Annotated in this window: 20 protein-coding genes; 8 read left to right on the forward strand and 12 right to left on the reverse strand. The window is 65.7% G+C overall.

Features of this window, described 5'->3' with window-relative positions; genetic code table 11:
• Positions 1-28: 28 nt before the first annotated feature.
• The 3 genes from E3T47_RS02450 to dapD form a co-directional block, all read right to left on the reverse strand.
• Positions 29-643 (reverse strand): hypothetical protein, encoded by a 615-nt coding sequence (locus tag E3T47_RS02450; RefSeq protein WP_134554049.1) that lies wholly within the window; start codon positions 641-643, stop codon positions 29-31.
• A gap of 96 nt (positions 644-739) precedes the next feature.
• Positions 740-3394, reverse strand: coding sequence for a penicillin acylase family protein (locus tag E3T47_RS02455; protein WP_241981862.1), 2655 nt, complete (start codon positions 3392-3394; stop codon positions 740-742).
• A gap of 89 nt (positions 3395-3483) precedes the next feature.
• Entirely contained in the window at positions 3484-4473 is a 990-nt protein-coding gene (gene dapD / locus E3T47_RS02460) for a 2,3,4,5-tetrahydropyridine-2,6-dicarboxylate N-succinyltransferase (RefSeq protein WP_134554051.1), read from the reverse strand.
• 61 nt (positions 4474-4534) lie between these two features.
• Here dapD and dapE point away from each other — a divergent pair, with 61 nt between their 5' ends.
• The 3 genes from dapE to E3T47_RS02475 all read left to right on the forward strand — a co-directional run bounded on the left by dapE (position 4535) and on the right by E3T47_RS02475 (position 7138).
• Complete coding sequence (gene dapE / locus E3T47_RS02465; RefSeq protein WP_134554052.1) at positions 4535-5611, forward strand: succinyl-diaminopimelate desuccinylase; 1077 nt, start codon at positions 4535-4537, stop codon at positions 5609-5611.
• A gap of 36 nt (positions 5612-5647) precedes the next feature.
• The gene (locus tag E3T47_RS02470) at positions 5648-6868 is read left to right on the forward strand and encodes a hypothetical protein (RefSeq protein ID WP_241981863.1); all 1221 of its coding nucleotides are present in this window, start codon (positions 5648-5650) and stop codon (positions 6866-6868) included.
• Between the two features lie 93 nt (positions 6869-6961).
• On the forward strand, positions 6962-7138 hold the full coding sequence (locus E3T47_RS02475; RefSeq protein WP_092108645.1) for a DUF3117 domain-containing protein: 177 nt from the start codon (positions 6962-6964) through the stop codon (positions 7136-7138).
• Between the two features lie 82 nt (positions 7139-7220).
• On the opposite strand, the gene E3T47_RS02480 is transcribed toward E3T47_RS02475, so the two are convergent.
• Positions 7221-7853, reverse strand: a complete 633-nt coding sequence (locus E3T47_RS02480) for an O-methyltransferase (protein ID WP_134554053.1) — start codon at positions 7851-7853, stop codon at positions 7221-7223.
• 87 nt (positions 7854-7940) lie between these two features.
• Between E3T47_RS02480 and E3T47_RS02485 the strand changes: the two genes are divergently transcribed.
• Together E3T47_RS02485 and ppk2 are read left to right on the forward strand one after the other, a co-directional pair.
• Positions 7941-8330, forward strand: a complete 390-nt coding sequence (locus tag E3T47_RS02485; protein ID WP_134554054.1) for a sec-independent translocase — start codon at positions 7941-7943, stop codon at positions 8328-8330.
• 23 nt (positions 8331-8353) lie between these two features.
• Positions 8354-9178: a polyphosphate kinase 2 gene (gene ppk2, locus E3T47_RS02490; RefSeq protein ID WP_134554055.1), complete on the forward strand. Its 825-nt coding sequence runs from the start codon at positions 8354-8356 to the stop codon at positions 9176-9178.
• A gap of 15 nt (positions 9179-9193) precedes the next feature.
• On the opposite strand, the gene E3T47_RS02495 is transcribed toward ppk2, so the two are convergent.
• The 3 genes from E3T47_RS02495 to E3T47_RS02505 are packed head-to-tail and all read right to left on the reverse strand — an operon-like array spanning position 9194 to position 12214.
• A complete protein-coding gene (locus E3T47_RS02495; RefSeq protein ID WP_134554056.1) occupies positions 9194-10345 on the reverse strand; it encodes a P-loop NTPase in 1152 nt (383 codons plus the stop codon).
• Positions 10342-10896, reverse strand: a complete 555-nt coding sequence (locus E3T47_RS02500) for a DUF1003 domain-containing protein (RefSeq protein WP_134554057.1) — start codon at positions 10894-10896, stop codon at positions 10342-10344. The genes E3T47_RS02495 and E3T47_RS02500 overlap by 4 nt, the downstream gene beginning before the upstream one ends.
• The gene (locus tag E3T47_RS02505; RefSeq protein WP_134554058.1) at positions 10883-12214 is read right to left on the reverse strand and encodes a magnesium transporter MgtE N-terminal domain-containing protein; all 1332 of its coding nucleotides are present in this window, start codon (positions 12212-12214) and stop codon (positions 10883-10885) included. The genes E3T47_RS02500 and E3T47_RS02505 overlap by 14 nt, the downstream gene beginning before the upstream one ends.
• A 95-nt stretch (positions 12215-12309) precedes the next feature.
• On the opposite strand from E3T47_RS02505, the gene E3T47_RS02510 reads away from it, so the two are divergent.
• On the forward strand, positions 12310-12837 hold the full coding sequence (locus tag E3T47_RS02510) for a YflT domain-containing protein (protein WP_134554059.1): 528 nt from the start codon (positions 12310-12312) through the stop codon (positions 12835-12837).
• Positions 12838-12908: 71 nt separating this feature from the next.
• On the opposite strand, the gene E3T47_RS02515 is transcribed toward E3T47_RS02510, so the two are convergent.
• Together E3T47_RS02515 and E3T47_RS02520 are read right to left on the reverse strand one after the other, a co-directional pair.
• Positions 12909-14453: an aminopeptidase P family protein gene (locus tag E3T47_RS02515; RefSeq protein WP_134554060.1), complete on the reverse strand. Its 1545-nt coding sequence runs from the start codon at positions 14451-14453 to the stop codon at positions 12909-12911.
• Between the two features lie 93 nt (positions 14454-14546).
• Positions 14547-15587 carry an endonuclease/exonuclease/phosphatase family protein gene (locus tag E3T47_RS02520; protein WP_134554061.1) on the reverse strand — a complete coding sequence of 347 codons (1041 nt, stop codon included), beginning with the start codon at positions 15585-15587 and terminating at the stop codon, positions 14547-14549.
• A gap of 88 nt (positions 15588-15675) precedes the next feature.
• Here E3T47_RS02520 and E3T47_RS02525 point away from each other — a divergent pair, with 88 nt between their 5' ends.
• A complete protein-coding gene (locus E3T47_RS02525; RefSeq protein ID WP_134554062.1) occupies positions 15676-16545 on the forward strand; it encodes a PHP domain-containing protein in 870 nt (289 codons plus the stop codon).
• Positions 16546-16663: 118 nt separating this feature from the next.
• Here the strand turns inward: E3T47_RS02525 and E3T47_RS02530 are convergent, their stop codons facing one another.
• Positions 16664-18262, reverse strand: a complete 1599-nt coding sequence (locus E3T47_RS02530; protein WP_134554063.1) for a DEAD/DEAH box helicase — start codon at positions 18260-18262, stop codon at positions 16664-16666.
• A gap of 229 nt (positions 18263-18491) precedes the next feature.
• Between E3T47_RS02530 and E3T47_RS02535 the strand changes: the two genes are divergently transcribed.
• Positions 18492-19124: a ferritin-like fold-containing protein gene (locus E3T47_RS02535; RefSeq protein WP_134554257.1), complete on the forward strand. Its 633-nt coding sequence runs from the start codon at positions 18492-18494 to the stop codon at positions 19122-19124.
• A 21-nt stretch (positions 19125-19145) separates the two neighbouring features.
• On the opposite strand, the gene E3T47_RS02540 is transcribed toward E3T47_RS02535, so the two are convergent.
• Together E3T47_RS02540 and E3T47_RS02545 are read right to left on the reverse strand one after the other, a co-directional pair.
• Positions 19146-19454, reverse strand: a complete 309-nt coding sequence (locus tag E3T47_RS02540; protein ID WP_134554064.1) for a hypothetical protein — start codon at positions 19452-19454, stop codon at positions 19146-19148.
• Positions 19455-19459: 5 nt separating this feature from the next.
• Positions 19460-19684, reverse strand: a complete 225-nt coding sequence (locus E3T47_RS02545) for a DUF3107 domain-containing protein (protein WP_092108379.1) — start codon at positions 19682-19684, stop codon at positions 19460-19462.
• Positions 19685-19701: the final 17 nt, after the last annotated feature.

Consider the following 19701-nt stretch of genomic DNA (forward strand, 5'->3'; position numbering starts at 1 on the left):
GTGAGCGCCATCGCTGCCAGGGCTGAGATTACGAGCAGAAGTTTGAACCTGACCATATTGGGGACTCCGAAATCAGCAGTTGTCGGGAATTCTTGTCGGGCGTAACGAAGACAACGATCATCGGCGAGCGGGGCTCGTCGTTTTTGATCACAGAGTCACCAGCGTCGTTGACCGTGTCGGAGGAGCTGAGGTCTAGGCAGAGATAGGTGCGTATCTCCCAGGTGGAATCTGGTAAAGCTCGTGATGACTGAATGGTCATCGAATCAAACAGGGTGACCCCGGTAAAGGACCAGCCCTTCTCCTCCATCAGCTTGCCCACTTGTGCTGCGCCGTCGTGTTCCGTTCCTGTCGTGAGGGATAAGTATTCCTCCCAAGAATCAGAATCCGTTGCACCGGCAGAATCGCCGAGGGAGAGGTATTTCGTATAGGCGGCCTTGGCGGCGGCCAGGGCCTCGTCGTTCGAGGCGAAGACCGGGGGAGTCTCGGTCGGCGCGGCCGTTGCCGTGGGGACCGGCACTGCCGTGTTGCTGGGCGTGGGAGCGGGAGCGGCGGAGCAGCCGCTCAGTGTGCCGACTGCGAGCAATAGCAAAAAAGCAGTGAGCACAACTCTGTACTCGCGACGGCGACGCGGCGGAATTCGCATGCGGTCACCATAGACCGAATGGACACAATCGCATTTAATCTTTCCACAGGCTGGTGTTCCGGCCGGGATCAGGCTAGGCCCTCACTCCGATTCAGCCTACGAGGTGGGCTCGAGGGTCAGCGTGTTGCTCGCGTCATCGTTGATAGCGGCCGGGGTGAACAGCCACGGGCGCGTCTCGTGGTCTCGCCATAGCGGTGCCTGGTCGGTGTAGTTGGTGTGGAAAGCGTGACCGGATGCCCCGGAGAGATTGATCCAGGTGGAGTCATCAAAGTTGTCCAGGCTGATGACCTGCCGCATCGACGGCACCCAATCCACCTGATAGCCCTGGGTGGCGTCCCAGCCGACAGCGTTCACAACGGCTGAACCTCCGGCGAGCTCGTAGGGGCCGCGGTTAAAAAGCCACTCCAATGGGGCGATCCCCGATTCGCCGAACGTCGCGTTCGTGAGCTCGAGCGTATGGATGCGGCCCCACTCCCAGTCCGTTGGGTTCGAGCCCATCAGGTCGGCGGCCTCAGCCGAGGCGTCCGTCATGACCCGGCGCAGCATGCTCTCCTGCCCGACGGTGCCGTAGATCGGATTCGTCCACCACGGAGAGTCAGGCTGATCGAGCAGGCTCGTGACCACGAAGAACGCCCGGTCGCCGCCAGTGAGGTGGGCACCTTTATCAACCTTGCCGGTAAACATATCCTGCAATAGCGTGCGCCAGATCACGTTGAAGTAGGCGGCCGCCGCGCTGTCGGCTTCGACCTGGTAGTCCCAGCCGTCGAACAGCTTCTGCGCCTCGGCAGCGTCACCGGTGAGTCGAACCTGCTGTAGCCGGGGTATCAGTGCCGCAGCGATGGCACTGTAATTGTCGCCCTGGATGTCGCCCATGAGCTCTGCGGTGAGCGGAGTGCCGGCTGCGATCAGCTCTTGCAGGCGTACCGTGATCTGGTTGGCCCGGTAGCCGAGATCCCAGTCTGCGGTCAGGAGGTAGGGGTAACTCGGGTCGGCGGCCGCGTTGTTCGCCGTGACGATGTATCCGCTCGGTGGATTGAAGGTGCTTGGTAGCGCGTCAAAGGGAATGTACCCGGTCCACCCGTATTGGCTGGTCCAGCCCGGCGCTGGCAGGGTACCGTTGCCGCTGGCCCGGATGGGGATGCGACCCGGTGCCTGGTAGCCGATATTGCCGTCGACGTCGGCGTAACTCAGGTTCTGTGCCGGCACCTCGAACAGGGCAGCGGCCGCCCGAAAGCTGGTCCAATCTGTCGCCTGATTGAGTGCAAAGATAGCGGATGCCGTTTGCCCCGGCGTCAGCGCGGTCCACTGCAACGACAGCTCGTAGGTTGTCTTGTCGGCGCCCGCTTCGGCGAGCGGGGCCGGAGGCAGCCCGGCATCCTCCGGATAGTCGCTCGCGATTTGCGAATAGGTGGTGCCCTCGAAACCGCTCAGCAGCGGGCCGTGTTCGGTCGCGCGGATCTCGATCTTTACGTCGTCGCCACCGGCCACCGAGATCTTCTCGTCGCGCAGCATCAACGGTTTTGCTACGCCGTCAAATTCGTAGTTGTCTCCGGTTACCTTCTCAACAAAGAGGTCGGCAACGTCGGGGCCGAGGTTGGTGAACCCCCAGGCGATGCGCTCGGTGTGCCCGATGATGATGCCGGGCATGCCCGAGAAACTGTACCCGGCGACATCGAACGGGCAGTCGGCGCTGATCGACTGGCAGCGCAGCCCCACTTGATACCAGACCGAGGGCAGCACTGGTCCGAGGTGCGGGTCGTTGGCCAGCAGCGGCATTCCGGTGTCGGTGAGGGAGCCGGAGACCACCCAGGAGTTCGAGCCGATTTCCCCGCCGGCCGGCCCGAGCAGCTCCGGAATCGAGGTGAGCGCGGCGCGCAACTCGGTGAGGGCGCCCGCGTACGCGTCGATGGAAACGGAATCAGCCCAGGCCGCGCCGCCCGGGGGGTCGGTGCTGGAGCTGATTCCAGCGCCGGCGGACGGTCCAACGGTCGGCTCGTCGGCGGGCGCCCCGGCCGACGGCACGGTCACGGCCTGGTTGCCGGTGATGGTGGGGTGCCCGCCGGACGGATAGTCCGGGTGCAGTTGGTTCACCTCCACGGGCGTGAGCGTCGTTGCCAGCAGGGCCCGGTCGATCTCATCGTCGAGGTTGGAACGCAGGTCCCAGGCCATCGCCTTGAGCCAGGCCACTGAGTCGGCCGGGGTCCACGGTTCCACCTCGTACCCGGGGTTCTGCAGGCCCAACACGGCATACTCGAGCGACAGATCCGCCCCGTCATGCGTGTCGAGGTAAGCGTTCACTCCGGTGGCATAGGACTGGTAGTAGCCGAGCGTCACCGGGTCGAGCAGCGCCACCTCCTGTTCAGCGACGGCTCGCCAGCCGAGCGTGCGCACGAAGGTGTCGGTTCCGACCTGGCTTTCTCCGAACAGCTCCGACAATCGGCCGCTCGTGACGTGGCGGCGAAAGTCCATCTCCCAGAACCGGTCCTGGGCATGCACGTAGCCCTCGGCCAGAAACAGGTCGGCCGCGGTCTTCGCCGTGATCTCCGGAATTCCGGCGTCGTCACGAACGACCGTGACCTGGTCGGTCAGTCCCGCGATTTCGACTGTGCCCGCGAGCGTCGGGAACGACCGCGTGACCGTGTAGACCCCAAGTCCGGCCGTGACCACGACCAGGCTGACCACGACCCCAAGCGCAATGAGCACACGTCGAACGCGGCGGTGCCTCTCGCTGCGCGGTGCGTCGGTGCCCACATCACTCCCTCGTGAATCGTGCGATCCCCAGCAAGCGGATGCCGTTACCCGGATGCTAGCGGAACCCTCCGACATCCGCTGTGCCGGTGTTACGCGTGCAGCGCCGCGTTCAGCGTGATTCCGGTGCCGCTGCGGGCGAGTACCTCCACGGCTCCCGAGATGGAATTGCGGCGAAACAGCAGGTTCGGCACGCCGGAGAGCTCGACCGCTTTCACCGTGGGCCGGGCACCGTTCGCGGCGACCGGTTCACCGACGAGAACAACCTTGGTACCGGCGGTGACGTAGAGCCCGGCCTCGACGACGCTGTCGTCGCCGATCGCGATGCCGACACCGGAGTTGGCGCCGAGCAGGGCCCGGACTCCGATCGAAATGCGCTGCGTCCCACCACCAGACAGGGTGCCCATAATGGAGGCCCCGCCACCGATATCGGCCCCGTCACCGACCACGACACCCTGAGAGATACGGCCCTCGACCATGGAGGATCCGAGGGTTCCGGCGTTGTAGTTAACGAAACCCTCGTGCATCACGGTGGTGCCGGGGGCGAGGTGGGCGCCGAGCCGCACGCGGGAGGCATCCGCTATTCGCACGCCGGCCGGCACGACGTAGTCGAGCAACGGCGGGAACTTGTCGACGCCGCTGGCCTGGATGCCGGCGCGCTGCAGGGCCGGGCGTAGCCGGGCGAAGTCGGCTGGCAGCATCGGACCGGCATTGGTCCAGACCACGGTCGGGAGGTGAGCGAAGATGCCGTCGAGGTTGATGCTGTTCGGCAGAACGAGCAGGTGGGAGAGCAGGTGTAGCCGCAGGTAGGCGTCCGAGGTGCTCGCCGGCGCCGCGTCGAGCGTGATCTCGACCGTGACCGCTTCGAGGCGCACCGCGCGGCGGGCATCGTCGCCGGCCGCTTCGCTCAGTTCGGCCGGAACGATCCAGCGATCGCGGCCGGTCGGCAGGGAACCGAGTGCCGGAGTCGGAAACCAGGTGTCGAGCACGGTACCGTCGGCGGCGATGGTCGCGAGACCGTACCCCCAGGCCCGGGTCGGTGTGGCAGCAGCAGGAGTGTTTTCGAAAACAACGGAGGGCATACCTCTAGATTAGTAGTGTGACTTCTTCGATTCCGGCCTTCTCACCCTCACGAAACTCACCGTGCTCGACCTGACGGCGACGTCGATCGCACTGACCAGGCAGATCTGCGACCTGGAGTCGGTCTCGGGCGATGAGACCGCCCTCGCCGACGCGATCGTCGCAGCCCTCGACGGTTTCGACCACCTCGAGATCATTCGTGACGGTGACACCGTCGTCGCCCGCACCAACCTCGGCCGCGCCCAGCGGGTCGTCATCGCCGGCCACATCGACACCGTGCCGCTCAACGACAACCTGCCGACCCGTTACGAGACGATCGACGGCATCGAGTATCTCTGGGGCCGCGGCACCGTCGATATGAAGGCTGGGGTGGCCGTGCAGCTCAAGCTCGCCGCCGAACTGAGCGACCCCGGGGTCGACGTCACCTGGATGTGGTACGACCACGAAGAGGTATCCGACGACCTCAACGGCCTCGGCCGCCTCGCCCGCAATCGTCCCGACCTGTTCGCGGGTGACTTCGCCATTCTCGGCGAACCGACCAGGAGCCAGATCGAGGGCGGCTGCAACGGCAACCTGCGCGTGGAAATCCGCACGTTCGGCCTGCGCTCGCACTCAGCCCGCAGCTGGGTCGGCGAGAACGCCATCCATAAGGCTGCGCCGATCCTGAATATTCTGGCCGCATATCAGGCCCGAGAGGTTGAGGTCGAGGGCCTCGTCTACCGCGAAGGCCTCAACGCGGTCGGAATCACCGGCGGCGTCGCCGGCAACATCATTCCCGACGAGTGCATGGTGCACGTCAACTACCGCTTTGCCCCGAGCCGCAGCGGCGATGAAGCCGTCGCCCACCTGCGCGAACTGTTCGCCGGCTACGACCTCACCGTCGTCGATCGGGCCGAGGGCGCCCGGCCGGGCCTCGACGCCCCACTCGCCCGCGAATTCCTGAACGCCGTCGGCGGCGTTGCCACCCCCAAGTACGGCTGGACCGACGTCGCCCGGTTCTCGGCCCTCGGCGTTCCGGCCGTCAATTACGGCCCCGGCGACCCGCTCAAGGCGCACGCCGACGACGAACGCGTGGCCGTGGCCGAGATCACGGCTTGCGAGAACGGCCTGCGCGCCTGGCTGAGCGCATCCGTTCGCTGACGCAGCCCGGAATGGCCGCACAGCATGATTGAGCGGATGCTCCGCCCACCCCGGTCGCCCGCGCGGCGGCTGCCGGCCGCATGGCACGCCCGCTATCGGATGACCCCGTGGTGGGGCAGGGTGTTCGTGGTCTGGGGGCTGTCGCGCCTGGTCACAACGAGTCTCGTGCTCGTGCTCGCGAGCGTGCAGGGGCCGAACGCGTGGACCGGCGCGAGCCCGAAATACACCGATTTCGCGACCATGTGGGATGGCCGGTGGTACAACATCGTCGCGATGGGCGGCTACCCGAGCGTGCTTCCGATCACGGACACCGGGCAGGTGGGCGAGAGCGCCTGGGCGTTCATGCCGGGGTTCCCGGCGGTGGCGCGTTTGCTGATGGAACTGACGAATTTTCCGTGGGCCCCGGTGGCTGTGTTCGTGTCGGTCAGCTTCAGCCTCGGCACCGCGCTGTTGTTCTACCGCCTAATGGCACGGGTGCAATCCCCAGCCACGGCATTGTTTGCGGTCGTGCTGTTCTGTGTCGCCCCGCTGTCGCCGATTCTGCAATTTGCCTACGCCGAATCGATGTACCTGTTCTTTCTGACCCTCGCGCTCTACCTGCTGCTCGAACGCCGCTATTGGCTGCTGTTCCCGGTGATTGCGGTGATGGCGCTGACCCGGCCGAGCGGGCTCGCCTTCGCCCTCGCGCTCGGCCTGCACGTGATCTACCGTTTCGTCACGCGTTCCCGCGACCCGTTTGCGCATCGCGAGCGGATGCTGGCGGCATCCGTTGCCGTATTCAGCGCGCTGATGGGGCTGGCCTGGCCGATTACCGCCGGGGTGGTCACCGGCGACCTGATGGCGTACACCGACACAGAGCTGGCCTGGCGGGCGCCGTACATCGGTTACGTGGAGCTGGTTCCGTTCACCGCCTGGTTTCAGAGTGGCGTCTGGTGGCTGGGCAGCCCGTGGGGCATTATCGTGGTCATCGCCCTCATCCTGGCCTTCGTCGTGCTGCTGTTCACGCCGGTCGTGCGGGGGATCGGTGTGGACCTGCGACTGTGGGTGGCCAGTTACGGCCTCTACCTGCTTGCCGTGTTCTTTCCGCAGTCGAGCACGTTTCGCCTGCTCATGCCCATGTTTCCCCTATTGGGCGCTGCCGCGCTGCCGCGCGGCCGGGTCTACCGGGTGTCCATCGTGCTGCTCTTCGTGGCCGGCCAGTGGGGCTGGTTGCTGGTCTGCTGGGGCGTGGACGGGTACGATTGGACTCCGCCGTAACGGGTGCTTTCCGACCCCGAACCCGACCCGAGTTTACGTCTAGGGCCGAGATAGTCGATAATGGTGATACAAAGACGAATGGAAGGGGAGTTCATGGCGGCCATGAAACCACGTACCGGAGACGGTCCAATGGAGGCTGTAAAAGAGGGGCGCCTGATCATCGTGCGTGTACCGCTCGAAGGTGGGGGTCGGCTCGTTGTCTCAGTCAACGATGCCGAGGCCAAAGAACTTCACGATGCACTTGCCGGGGTTGTCGCTGCGGCGAAGTAATCCCGTGCTGGCGTAGCCGCAAGTTACAAAGAATAACGGCCGTGCAGGTGACTGCGCGGCCGTTCTTCATATGTCGAGCGTTTTAGGCGCGCAGCTTGGTGATCTGCAGCAGCCCGTCGCCGACGGGGGACAGAGCGCTGATCACGGCGCTCGACGCGGCGATCTCGGTTAGCAGCGTGCGGAACCCGGTCGCGACATCGTCACGCTGGGCGGGGTCGGCGACCCGGCCGCGCCAGAGGGCATGCGCGACGAGCACGGTTCCACCCGGGCGAGCCAGGCGCAGCCCGTGTTCGACATATTCGATGACCGACTGCGGGTCGGCATCGATGAACACGATGTCGTACGAATTCTCATTCATGCGCGGCAGCACCTCTCCGGCCTTGCCGGTGATCAGGCGCACCCGGTTGGCCGGAATTTTCGCTTCGGTGAAGTTCGCCTTCGCGTGCTGCAGATGATCGACCTCGGAGTCGATCGAGGTGAGCGTTGCGCCGGGCGCCCCGGTCAGTAGCCAGATGCCCGACACTCCGGCCCCGGTGCCGACCTCGAGGATGCTGCGTGCCCCCGTGGCCGCGGCCAGTACGGCCGATTGCGCCCCGACGGATGGGGCAATCGCGTCGATCCCCAGCTCGAGGGATTGCTGGCGCGCTCGCGCGATCGCTTCGGACTCGACGACACAGTCGTCGGAGAATTTCCAGTTCAGTTCAATGTCAGACACAAATAACTCCAGTAGATGATTAGGTCAAGACTAGGGCCGTGGCGAGTGTGGTCTGTGGATGCCTCGCCGGGCAGTTACTCTAAGGACATGTTTGGGCTGACTTTCGAGAAGATTCTCCTGATCGGGATCATCGCTGTCTTCTTGCTCGGCCCCGACAAGTTACCGCACTATGCCGCCCAACTCGCTCGCCTGGTGCGCCAGTTACGCGACATGGCCAACGGTGCCAAAGATCGCATGCGCGACGAAATGGGCCCGGAGTTCGACGATCTGGACTGGAAAAAACTGGACCCGCGCCAGTATGACCCGCGTCGCATCATCCGGGAAGCCCTCGCTGACGAGGACCCGTTCAAGGACCAGTCTGCGGCGATCTCTCGGGCCGAACCCAACCCCGACGGTGCCTACTTGAAACGCAAACGTGCCCGGGAGGCGGCCCTGGCCGCGCTCGAGCCGGCCCCGTTCGATTCTGAGGCCACCTAAAGCCCGTTCGCAAAGGAGTCTCGATGTCCAAAAGCCCGCCGCGGGTTGTGCGCGTCAAAAAAAAGGTTTACGAGGCTGAACTGGCCCGCCTGCAGGCCGAACTGGTCACCATGCAGCAGTGGGTGAAGGCATCCGGTGCCCGCGTCGTGGTGATCTTCGAGGGCCGCGATGCCGCCGGCAAAGGATCGGCGATAAAACGCATCACCGAGTACCTCAACCCGCGGGTCGCCCGCATCGTGGCCCTGCCGACGCCGACCGAGCGCCAGCGCGGCCAGTGGTATTTTCAGCGCTACATCGAGCACCTGCCGTCGACCGGTGAGATGGTAGTGATGGATCGATCTTGGTACAACCGGGCCGGCGTTGAACGGGTCATGGGGTACTGCACGTCCGACGAGTACCGCCGGTTTCTGCATCAGGCGCCTCTTTTCGAGCGGATGCTGGTCGAAGACGGAATCCTGCTGGTCAAGTACTGGTTCTCGGTGTCCGACCTGGAGCAGGAACGCCGGTTTCGTTCACGGTTGAACGACCCGATGCGACGGTGGAAGCTCTCCGAAACGGACGTGCTGTCGATCACCAAGTGGGTCGACTATTCCAAGGCGAAAGACGAAATGTTCGTGCACACCGACATCGCCGAAGCCCCCTGGTGGGTGGTGGAGAGCGAAGACAAGCGGGCGAGCAGACTGAACGTGATCAGTCATCTGCTCTCGCTCGTGCCCTATGAGAAGACCGACCCGCCCAAGGTGCACATTCCACCGCGCCCGCCGGCCTCCGACTATGAGCGGCCCCCGCGTGAGGAGAACCACCAGGTTCCCGACCACGCGGCGACGCTGGCCAAACCCATGGAATAGGCCTGCGCACCGGCTTCAGCGGGGCGTGAGACCGAGGCTGAGGCCGGCGAGGCCCCGTGCGCGCGTTTTCATGCTGCGGGCGAGCGCCAGGATGGCGCGGGCGGCCGGGTCATCCGGCGCGCCGAGCACGACCGGCAATCCCGCATCCCCGCCGGTGCGCAACAACAGGCTCAACGGAACCTGCGCGAGGACCGGTACCGCCGTGGTCTGCCCGACGGAGAGACGCCGGGCGACCTCGGCGCCGCCGCCCGATCCGAACAGCTCGAGCAGGCTGCCGTCGGCCTGCACCATCGCCGACATGTTCTCGATAACGCCGAACACGCTCTGCCCGGTCTGGCGTGCGACGATTCCGCTGCGCTCGGCCACATCGGCCGCCGCCGCCTGCGGGGTAGTCACGACGATGACCTCGGCGTGCGGCAGCAGCTGGCCGACCGTGATGGCCACGTCGCCGGTTCCCGGCGGCAGGTCGAGCAGCAGCACGTCCAGGTCGCCGAAATAGACGTCGGTGAGGAACTGTTTGATGGTGCGGTGCAACATCGGGCCGCGCCAGGCGACGGCGGCCGACGCATCGTCGATGAACATGCCGATGGAGATGACCTTCACGTCGTGCGCGATCGGCGGCAGGATCATGTCGCCGACCTGGGTCGGTTTGACTGCGAGCCCGTCGTGCACGAGGCCGAGCAGTCCGGGAATGCTGAAGCCGTGCACGTCGGCGTCGACGATGCCCACCCGCAGACCCTCACCGGCCAGTGCAACCGCGAGGTTGGCGGTGACGGTGGACTTGCCCACACCGCCCTTGCCGCTCGTGATCGCGTAGACCCGGGTGAGCGACTCCGGGCCGAACTGCACGCTGCGTTCCACCTGGCCGCCGCGCAGCTTCTCGGTGAGCGCGGTGCGTTGCTCGCGCGTCATGACGGCGACCTCGACGCTCGCGCGGCCCGCCCCAGCCTCCGACTCGGCGGCGGCGAGAACATCGCTTTCGATCCGAGCAGCGGCCGGACAACCGGCAATAGTCAAGCGGATGCCGACGGTCACCAGCCCTTCATCGCTCACTGTCACCCCCGACACCATGTCGAGCTCGGTGATGGGCTTGCGAATTTCCGGGTCGGTCACTTTGGCTAAAGCGGTCAGAACGCGCGAGCGGATGCTGTCGGGGGCAGAATTCATGCGGTGGGGCGGCTTTCCTTGGTGCTGGTAGTAGTTTCGTCCGCTGGGTGACTGCGCTCGTCTAAATGCTCAAGCAACGTGCGCAATTCCGCGCGAATGAAATCCTTTGACGCCATGTCCCTGATCGCGATGCGCAGTGCCACCACTTCTCTGGCGAGGTACTCGGTGTCGGCGAGGGTGCGTTCGGCACGCTGCCGATCCTGTTCGAACTGCACCCGATCCCGATCGTCCTGCCGGTTCTGCGCGAGCAGGATCATCGGCGCGGCATAGGAGGCCTGCATCGAGAGCACGAGGGTCAGCGCGATGAAGCCGAGCGCAACGGAGTCAAAGCGCCACGCCACCGGTGCCAGGGTGTTCCAGGAGATCCAGGAGACTGCGAACAGGGTGAGGCCGAGCAAAAACCACGGGGTTCCCATACCGCGCGCGATCGCCTCGGTGAACCGGCCGAACCGGTCACGGCTGTGGCCGGTACGCCCGAGACCCACAAGGTTGCTTGAGCGCAGGCCCTTCGGCGCATCGAGGCGCAGGTCGACGCGGTTATTGCGGGCCACGAGTTGTCCTTTGCGCTCCGGGCAGCGGGATGCTACCGGTTGTCAGCTCGCTGCGGGCCGCAGCACGGCGACGCACGTCATCGTTGCCGTCGTGGCTGCGCCAGTCGTCGGGGAGCAGGTAATCGAGCACGTCATCAATCGTTACCACCCCGACAAGTCGGTAATTCTCGTCGACGACGGGTACCGAGACGAGGTCGTAGCTCGCCAGGATGCGACTGACCTCGGCGGCCGAGGTATCGGCGGTCACCGGGTCTAGTCCGGCATCGAGCAGCGTGCCGAGCCGTTCGTGGGGCGGGTAGCGCAGCATCCGCTGAAAATGCACCATGCCCAGAAAGCGGCCGGTGGGCGCTTCGTAGGGTGGGAGGGTGACGCAGATCGCCGCGCCGAGCGCCGGCGCCAGGTCGTGACGACGGATGCGGGCGAGCCCCTCGGCGACGGTGGCGTCGGCCGAAACGATGATCGGCTCGGTCGTCATGAGTCCGCCAGCAGTGTCGGGGGCGTAGGAGAGCAGAAAACGCACGTCTTCGGCCTCTTCGGGCTCCATCAGGTCGAGCAGCTGCTCACCGCGCTCCTCGGGCAGCTGGGCAATGAGGTCAGCCGCGTCGTCCGGCTGCATCTGATCGAGCACGTCGGCGGCGCGGGCGTCGCCGAGGCTGGTCAGTATGCCGACCTGGTCGCTTTCGGGCATCTCCTCGAGCACATCTGCGAGGCGATCATCGGGCAGTTCACCGGCCACCTCGAACATGCGCTCACGGGGCAGGTCGAGCAGGGTGTTGGCGAGGTCGGCCGGTTTCAGGTCGGAATAGGTAGCGATGAGGTGCTCGGCGGACTGCGCCTGGCCCTTGGTCTCTTTCTCGTGCACTTCGGCCCAGGTTGTGAAAGTCGTGACGCCCTTGACGAAGGGGGAGGGACTGGACTTGGGCCGGCGCACGAACAGCTGGCTGATCGCCCAGTCGGCCTCGGTGCCTTCCTTGATCGCTACGTCCTCGATCGTGGCCTCACCAGAGCTGTCGTTGAAGACCACCTTGCGGCCGAGCAATTCGGCGATGACGCGCACTTCACCGCCGCGCTGTTCATAGCGGCGCACGTTGATCAGGCCGGTCGTGATGATCTGGCCGCTGCCGATGCTGGTGACCCGGTTGATCGACACGAAGACGCGTCGTTTGCCCGGAATCTCCACGATCAGGCCGACGACGCTGGGCGGGTCGTTTTTTCGATAGACCACGAGAACATCGCGCACCTTGCCCACGCGGTCGCCCGCGGGGTCGAAAACGGTGCACCCGGCCAGTCGGGCAACGAAAACTCTTGTGGCATTCACAATATAAATGTAGGCCACTGGCCTGCCAATGGTGGCCCGCCCCGAACGGTTCGTCATTTCGCCGCATGGTCAGGTCGGCGTGGAAGAATGGCGTAATGAGCAACCAGAGCCTTTTCTCCCGACGCCGCCCGGTGCTGCCCCCCGTGTTGCCGCGCGGGGAGGTGCTCGCCACCTACAACAGCTATGCCGACGCGCAGGCCGCTGTTGACACGCTCGCGAAGGCCGATTTTCCGGTGAAACAGCTCTCGATCGTGGGCAACGACCTCAAGAGTGTTGAGCGGGTGACCGGCAAACTCACCTACGGCCGGGTCGCACTCGCGGGGGCAGCATCCGGTGCCTGGCTCGGAATCTTCTTCGGAATCCTGTTCTTCCTGTTCTCACCGACCGGTTCGAGCCTGCCGTTCGTCTTTGCCGCCCTGATCATGGGTGCCGGGTTCGGCATGCTTCTCGGCATCGCAAGCTATGCCATCAACCGACGTCGGCGTGATTTCACCTCGACCATGCAGGTGATCGCGACCAGCTACCAGGTCGTCGTCGACCCCGAGCTGGTCCACCGAGCACGGAATCTGCTCGGCGGCAGCACTGAGCCGGAGCCTCCCATTTTTCCCGTCTCCCCGGAATAATTACGCGAAAGCGCGAGGAGTACCCGATTGATACCTTTAAACGGGCACTTTTCACGCTCTCGGGACCTGCGTCAGCGCTGCGTCGCCGCTATCCACGCCTCGACCTCGGTGGCGGTGCGGGGGATCGCCGCTGAGAGGTTCTCGGCACCCGTTTGCGTCACCAGGATGTCGTCTTCGATGCGCACGCCGATGCCGCGAAATTCGACGGGGACTGTGAGGTCGTCGGGCTGAAAGTACAGGCCCGGCTCGATCGTGAAGACCATGCCAGGTTCGAGCACACCGTCCATGTACATGTCCCGGCGCGCCTGAGCGCAGTCGTGCACGTCGATGCCGAGGTGGTGGCTGGTGCCGTGCACCATGTAACGGCGGTGCTGCCCGTTCTCCGGCTGCAAGGCCTCCTCGGCGGTGACTGGGAGCATGCCCCACTCAGCGGTGCGCCGGGCGATGACGGCCATCGCGGCGGCGTGCACGTCGCGAAACACAGCGCCGGGGCGCACGACGGCGAGGGCGGCATCCGCGGCTTCCCGCACCGTTTCGTAGACCAAGCGCTGCACCTCGCCGTAGACGCCGTTGACCGGCAGGGTGCGGGTGATGTCGGCGGTGTAGTAGCTGTCAAGCTCAACGCCGGCATCGATGAGGATGAGGTCGCCGGGGGCGACGACACCGTCGTTGCGGGTCCAGTGCAGGATGCAGGCGTGCGGGCCGGAGGCGGCGATGGTGTCGTAGCCGACCGTGTTGCCGTCGCTCCGGGCGCGGGTGTTGAACACGCCCTCGACCAGGCGTTCGCCGCGGGCGTGCACGCTCGAACGGGGCAGGTCAGCGATGACATCGTCGAATCCGCGCGCGGTAGCCGCGACGGCGAGGCGCATCTGCGCGATCTCCCAGGCGTCCTTCACGAGGCGCAGCTCGGAGAGGTCGCGAGCCAGCACCGCGTCGGGCTCGTGCGCGGCGTTGATCTCAATGCTAAACGGGGAGTCGGTGGCGCGGTTGTCAAGCACGCGTTCGGCGGCGAAGCGCAGGCGGGCCTCGTCGACCCGCTCGGTGAACGTCGGGTCGGCTTCCCGCAGCACGAGGGTTTCGCTGTCGACGGCCTGAAGTACGGCAGTGAGCTCGGCGATGCCGCGCACGTCGAGGGCGAGGTCGCTCGCGACCTGGGCCACCGAGGGGCGCGGACCGATCCAAAACTCGCCGATGTCGGGGTTGGCGTAGAACTCGTCGGAATCGCGGCCGGCACGTTCTTGAAAGTACAGGGTCGCGACGTGGCCACCGGCGGAAGTCGGTTCGAGCACGAGCACTGCACCGGGTTCACTGTCGCTGCCCCAGCCGGTGAGGTGGGCGAAAGCGGAGTGCGCGCGGAAGGCGTAGTCGGTGTCGTTGGAGCGTTGCTTCAACCGCCCGGCTGGAATGATCAGGCGTTGTCCCGGGTACTGAGCGGAGATCCGGGCGCGGCGCGCGGCTGCGAAGGGCGCCTGCTCACGGGCGGGTGGCAGCACGTCGGTGCGTTCGGCCCAGCCACTCGCGATGAACGATTTGAAGCCGGTTGATCCGGGTGTTGTCGAACGGTTCTCGTTCGAGCGCGCAGCCGGAAGAAATGCGGAAGCAGTGGTATCAGCCATTTCCCCATTCTCGCACCGCACTCTGGACAGCGCCCGATCTCGCTGGTGCAGATGCTGCGACGAGCGGATGCGCCGATCAGCGTCGTTCCGGTACTACGAGGCCGGTGTCAGCGTAGCCACGATTGGACGGTGGTCGCTGCCGGCGTCATCGAGGGGCTCGATCACCTGCAGCACGGTCACCTTCCAATTGCGGGTGGCCATGACGTGGTCGATCGGACTGCCGAGCAGCGCGGGGATGCTCGTGGGCCAGGTTCCGACGGAGGCCGCACCGGCCGACAGGGCGGAATCCGCGCAGTTGCCCAGAACAGTGCCAGCGCCACCGCCGGCCCGGCCAGCCATATGGTCCAGGGTCGAGTTAAAGTCGCCGGCCATGATCACGTTCTCGCCCTGGCACTGGGTGGCGAGCCAGTCGAGGTCGCTGCGCCAGTTCGACATCTCATACTGGATCGGGGCGACCGCGTGCACGGCCACAATCGTCGGGCCGGTGCCGTCCGCCGGTTTGGCCACGACGGTCGGTAGCACGTTGGTGTTGCCGGGAGGGCCGGACCCCGCTGCGTTGCTCACGACGTAGTCGCCGAGGTCGGGGCTGATCAGCAGGGTCGTGGAACGAGCCTTCGACACCAGGTCGAACGCGAGCGTGTGTACCCACATCGGGCGGCCGGCGTCGCGCATGGCTTCGGCGATCAGGATCCCCGTCTCCTCTGTGGTCTCTGGCAGGGTCACGACGTCGGCGTTCTGGGCCACCGCCTGCGCGGCGATGACGGTCGCACCCGGCGCGTCGCCGAGCGTGTTCCAGCTGAGTACCGTCACGGAACCGGCATCCACTTCGCTGTTCGGCGCGGTATTGACCCGTGCGCTGACGCCGCGGGAGGCGAGAATACCGACGTTGGCCACAGCGAACAGAACGAGCAGCACCATGGCCATGCCGAGGGTGCGGCGCAACGGGCGGATGAACCTCAGCAGCCCGAGCAGGACGAGCCCGACGACCGCGCCGATCACGGCGATCGCGCGGAACGAGACCAGGTGGGCGACCACCCAGGTGTTCTGCAGGCCGAAGCCCTGCGGCCAGGTCAGAACCAGCAGAAAAACGGCGCCGCCGAGGACGATCAGTGCGCGGAGGAGTCGGGAGAACATTGTTCTGCACCCTAGATCACTATTCTGGGGAATTTCCAGCGCCACGAGAGGCACTGGCCGGGTATGGGCGGCCAACTAGCATAGGATCATGGCAGTCGCGCGGCAATTTCAGGGTCCCATAGATCTGCACGCGCACTCGAGCGTGTCGGACGGCACCGAGACGCCGGCGGAGCTCGTTCGGGCCGCGGCCGCTTCCGGCCTCGGCACGATCGCCCTGACCGACCACGACTCGACGGCCGGCTGGGCAGAGGCATCCGCTGCCGCGCACGCCGAACGGCTCACACTTATTCCCGGAATGGAATTTAGTACGCGGGTGCAGTATGCCAGTGTGCACCTTTTGGCATATCTCTTCGACCCGGCCGACGCGGCGCTCCTGGCCGAGATAACGCGCGTTCGTGCTGCCAGGCTGAGCCGGGCTGAGCAGATGGTGGCCCGCATCGGAGCGGACTATGACCTCAGCTGGGATGACGTTCTCGCTCAAACCACTCCCGATGCCACTGTCGGCCGGCCGCATATCGCGGATGCCCTCGTCGCGCGTGGTTACGCTCTCAATCGCAGCGCCGCCTTCGCCGATATTCTGCACTGGAAGGCCGGCTACTTTCAGCCGCATTATGCCCCCGACCCACTGCGGGCGATTCAACTCGTGCGGGCCGCCGGGGGAGTGCCGGTCATCGCCCATCCCGCTACGCGCGGTATTGGCGACGTCGTCTCGGAATCCCGGCTGAAGACTATGGTCGAGGCTGGACTGTTCGGGCTCGAATTGAGGCACCGGGAGAACAAGCCGGAACCCACCGCGCGCCTCACCATACTCGCCGCAAAGTTCGGCCTGGTCGTGACCGGTTCGAGCGACTACCACGGCACCGGCAAACCCAACCGGCTCGGCGAGAACACCACCAATCCCGAGGTGCTCGAGCGCATCATCGCCGAGGGCCGCGGCTCCACGCCCGTCTACGGCTGATCTTTTATCAGCGGATGCCACAGCGCCGGCCGCAAACACGAGCGCCCGGCCCGAGGCTACCGCAGCCGAATCGGCGGGCAGCCCGGGGGTGCCGGGCGCGGGTGGGCGTGATCAGTACTTAGATGGTGCTCCCGGTCTGCGGGGAACGACGACGGGTGCGGCTGCGGCGCAACGGAGCGTTGTTACCGTCATGGTGCTCGGCTCCGCCACCATCGTGCGTGCCGGCAGCGGGGGTCGCGGCCGGGGCATCCGGGTTGGTGCTGGATCCGACGCGGGTGCGTGACCGGGTGGGTCGGCCCACATCGTCGCCACCGGTGGCCAGCGGGCTCGTCGCCGCGCGATCGGCGTTGCGCGTGGTGTCGCCACGGCCAGATCCACGTCCACCCTCGGAGCGGCCGCCTTCGGAACGACCCGAGCGGGCCGCGCCGGACCGACCGGAGTCGGAACGGCTTCCCGCGCCCGCCGATCGTGCCCCGCCGGAACGGCCGGCGCCGCCGGTGCGTGCGTCACCGGCGGCGACATCTTTCACCGGGGTCGCCCGCAGGCGGCCCTTGGAGCCCGCCGGAATGTTCAGGTCGGTGTACAGGTGCGGCGACGAGGAATAGGTCTCCATCGGCTCCGGCTGGCCGAATTCCAGTGCCTTGTTGATGAGCGACCACTTGTGTAGGTCGTCCCAGTCCACGAAGGTCACGGCGATGCCGGTCTTGCCGGCACGGCCGGTGCGGCCGACGCGATGCAGGTAGGCCTTCTCGTCTTCAGGAATGGTGTGGTTTATCACGTGGGTGACGTCTTCGACATCGATGCCGCGAGCAGCGACATCCGTTGCGATCAGGATTTCCTTTTTGCCGCTCTTGAAACTGGCCATGGCTCGTTCGCGCTGTTCCTGGTTCAGGTCGCCGTGCACGGCGGTGGCGTTGAAGCCGCGGTCGCCGAGCTCTTCGACGAGCTTCGCGGCGGCGCGCTTGGTACGGGTGAAGATGATGGTTTTGCCGCGGCCCTCAGCCATGAGGATGCGGCCGATGACCTCGTCCTTGTCCATGTTGTGGGCGCGGTAGACGAGGTGCTCGATGTTGGCCTGCATGAGGCCTTCGTCGGGGTCGGTCGCGCGAATGTGGATCGGGCGGTTCATGAAGCGGCGGGCCAGGGCCACGATCGGTCCGGGCATCGTCGCCGAGAACAGCATGGTGTGGCGGGTCGACGGGGTCTGCGCGAACAGCTTCTCGATGTCGGACAGAAAACCGAGGTCGAGCATCTTGTCGGCTTCGTCGAGCACCATCTCACGCACGTTGGCGAGGGACAGCAGGCGCTGGCTGGCGAGGTCGAGCAGGCGGCCCGGGGTGCCGACGACAATCTGCGCGCCGGCCTTGAGCTGCTCGATCTGGCCCTCATAGGCCTTACCGCCGTAGATCGAGACGATCTTGGTGCTGCGTCCCGCCGCGGCAAGTTCGAGGTCTTCGGAGACCTGCACGCACAGTTCGCGGGTCGGAACGACGATGAGCGCCTGCACCCCGGACTCGGGGTCGAGTCCGAGACGCTGGATGACTGGAAGGCCGAAGCCGAAGGTCTTGCCGGTGCCGGTTTTGGCCTGGCCGATGATGTCCTGACCGGCCAGCGCGAGGGGAATGGTCTGGGTCTGGATGGGGAACGGTTCGAGGATGCCCTTGGCAGCAAGGGAATCGACCATGTCCTGGTCAATATTGAGTTCGGAGAAAGTCACGAATGTATGCCTGTCATTAACTGGAAGCGAAGTGCGCCCGTTTTTGCGTCTCGGGCAGCGGTCGCCGATCCTTGTCGGCGACGTAATTCCACCTTACTGCCCCGTCTGGACAGCGGCCACAGGCGCGCTGTCCTAAGCTAGGCCCGTGGTCACGTGGTTAGGTCGGCGCCCGCAGCGCAATGAGGCTCCCCGGCTTTCCGCCCGCGGGGCGCTCCAGCCAACGGAAAAAGTGGACATCAGTTCGCTGGCACCGGACGTGCAACATTTTCTCGGCCAGGCCGCTTACAGCGAGTTGGGCGAATTCGAAGCGCTGGCCCGTGCCGTAGCCACCGCGCCGAACCTCGCCGTGAAGGAAGGACTCAGCTCCGCTGCCGGGCGAGCGCTCAGCAAGCATCACGGCCTGATCACCGAAATTCGTCGCCGCGACCATGATCCAGCCACCGAGATGGCTCCCTTCGTCACGGGGCTCGATGAGTTTCGCAGCAAGACCAGCGGTGCCGATTGGCACGAACTGCTCCTGAGCTGCTACCTCGCCGGCGGGTTGCTCGACGATTTCTTCATCCGGCTCTCCGACGGCCTGCCGCGCGACATCGGCCCGAGGGTGGCGCAGTTGCTCGGCGAGGATTCCGGTACCGACGTGCTCGTGCACGAACTGCAGACCGCGATCGAAAACGATACGGCGCTCGGCTCACGCCTGGCCATGTGGGGTCGCAGGCTCGTCGGCGATACCTTGCTCGTGGCCCGGTCGGCCATGCCAGCCGCCTGCTCCGCTGCTGCCGCCGAAGCACGCATCGAACCGGTCTTCACCGAGCTCATCGCCGCGCACACCCGCCGTATGGACGGCCTCGGCCTCACCGCCTAGCTGCCAACCAGGCTCCAACAACTACGCGGTGTCGGGCGAGCCGGTTTTGGCGAGGCGCTGCAGCATCCGCTGGTCGGCGTGGATGCGTCGGCGGCTGATCGTGATATTCAGCACGACGGATGCCGCGGCGGCCGTCCCGAGGGACACCCACCAGATCCACCCGCCGGCCCAATTCCAGCCGAGCCAGGTCAGCGCGACCCACACAGCGGAAGCCGTAACCGTTGCGATCGCCGGCACCAATACCGAGCCCTGCGTCGACCGACCGGGCAGAAAATAGCGCGCGCCGAGACCGATGATCGCACCGAACAGCGCGACGAACAGAAGCTCCATGTGCTTTAGGCGACGAAACCGACGCGGCGCGATTCTTCGCTGCCGAGTTCGACATAGGCGAGGCCCACGGTCGGAACGATGTAGACGCGACCCTTGCTGTCGCTGAGCTTCAGATAGCCGGTCTGACCGGAGAGGGCCGCCGCAACGGTCTCCTCGATCTCGGTCGCTGGCTGCGAAGTCTCAAAACCGATTTCCCGGGGAGAGTTGAAAATACCAATGCGAATATCCACAGATTTGCCTTTCGTAG

This window comes from Cryobacterium ruanii, assembly GCF_004404055.1.
Classification (GTDB): domain Bacteria; phylum Actinomycetota; class Actinomycetes; order Actinomycetales; family Microbacteriaceae; genus Cryobacterium; species Cryobacterium ruanii.

Excerpts from the sequence above, each read along its gene's own strand:
- E3T47_RS02450 (WP_134554049.1), bottom strand. The coding sequence starts at position 643 with ATGCGAATTCCGCCGCGTCGCCGTCGCGAGTACAGAGTTGTGCTCACT.
- dapD (WP_134554051.1), bottom strand. The coding sequence starts at position 4,473 with ATGCCCTCCGTTGTTTTCGAAAACACTCCTGCTGCTGCCACACCGACC.
- E3T47_RS02470 (WP_241981863.1), top strand. The coding sequence starts at position 5,648 with ATGCTCCGCCCACCCCGGTCGCCCGCGCGGCGGCTGCCGGCCGCATGG.
- E3T47_RS02475 (WP_092108645.1), top strand. The coding sequence starts at position 6,962 with ATGGCGGCCATGAAACCACGTACCGGAGACGGTCCAATGGAGGCTGTA.
- E3T47_RS02485 (WP_134554054.1), top strand. The coding sequence starts at position 7,941 with ATGTTTGGGCTGACTTTCGAGAAGATTCTCCTGATCGGGATCATCGCT.
- ppk2 (WP_134554055.1), top strand. The coding sequence starts at position 8,354 with ATGTCCAAAAGCCCGCCGCGGGTTGTGCGCGTCAAAAAAAAGGTTTAC.
- E3T47_RS02495 (WP_134554056.1), bottom strand. The coding sequence starts at position 10,345 with ATGAATTCTGCCCCCGACAGCATCCGCTCGCGCGTTCTGACCGCTTTA.
- E3T47_RS02510 (WP_134554059.1), top strand. The coding sequence starts at position 12,310 with ATGAGCAACCAGAGCCTTTTCTCCCGACGCCGCCCGGTGCTGCCCCCC.
- E3T47_RS02515 (WP_134554060.1), bottom strand. The coding sequence starts at position 14,453 with ATGGCTGATACCACTGCTTCCGCATTTCTTCCGGCTGCGCGCTCGAAC.
- E3T47_RS02520 (WP_134554061.1), bottom strand. The coding sequence starts at position 15,587 with ATGTTCTCCCGACTCCTCCGCGCACTGATCGTCCTCGGCGGCGCCGTT.
- E3T47_RS02525 (WP_134554062.1), top strand. The coding sequence starts at position 15,676 with ATGGCAGTCGCGCGGCAATTTCAGGGTCCCATAGATCTGCACGCGCAC.
- E3T47_RS02540 (WP_134554064.1), bottom strand. The coding sequence starts at position 19,454 with ATGGAGCTTCTGTTCGTCGCGCTGTTCGGTGCGATCATCGGTCTCGGC.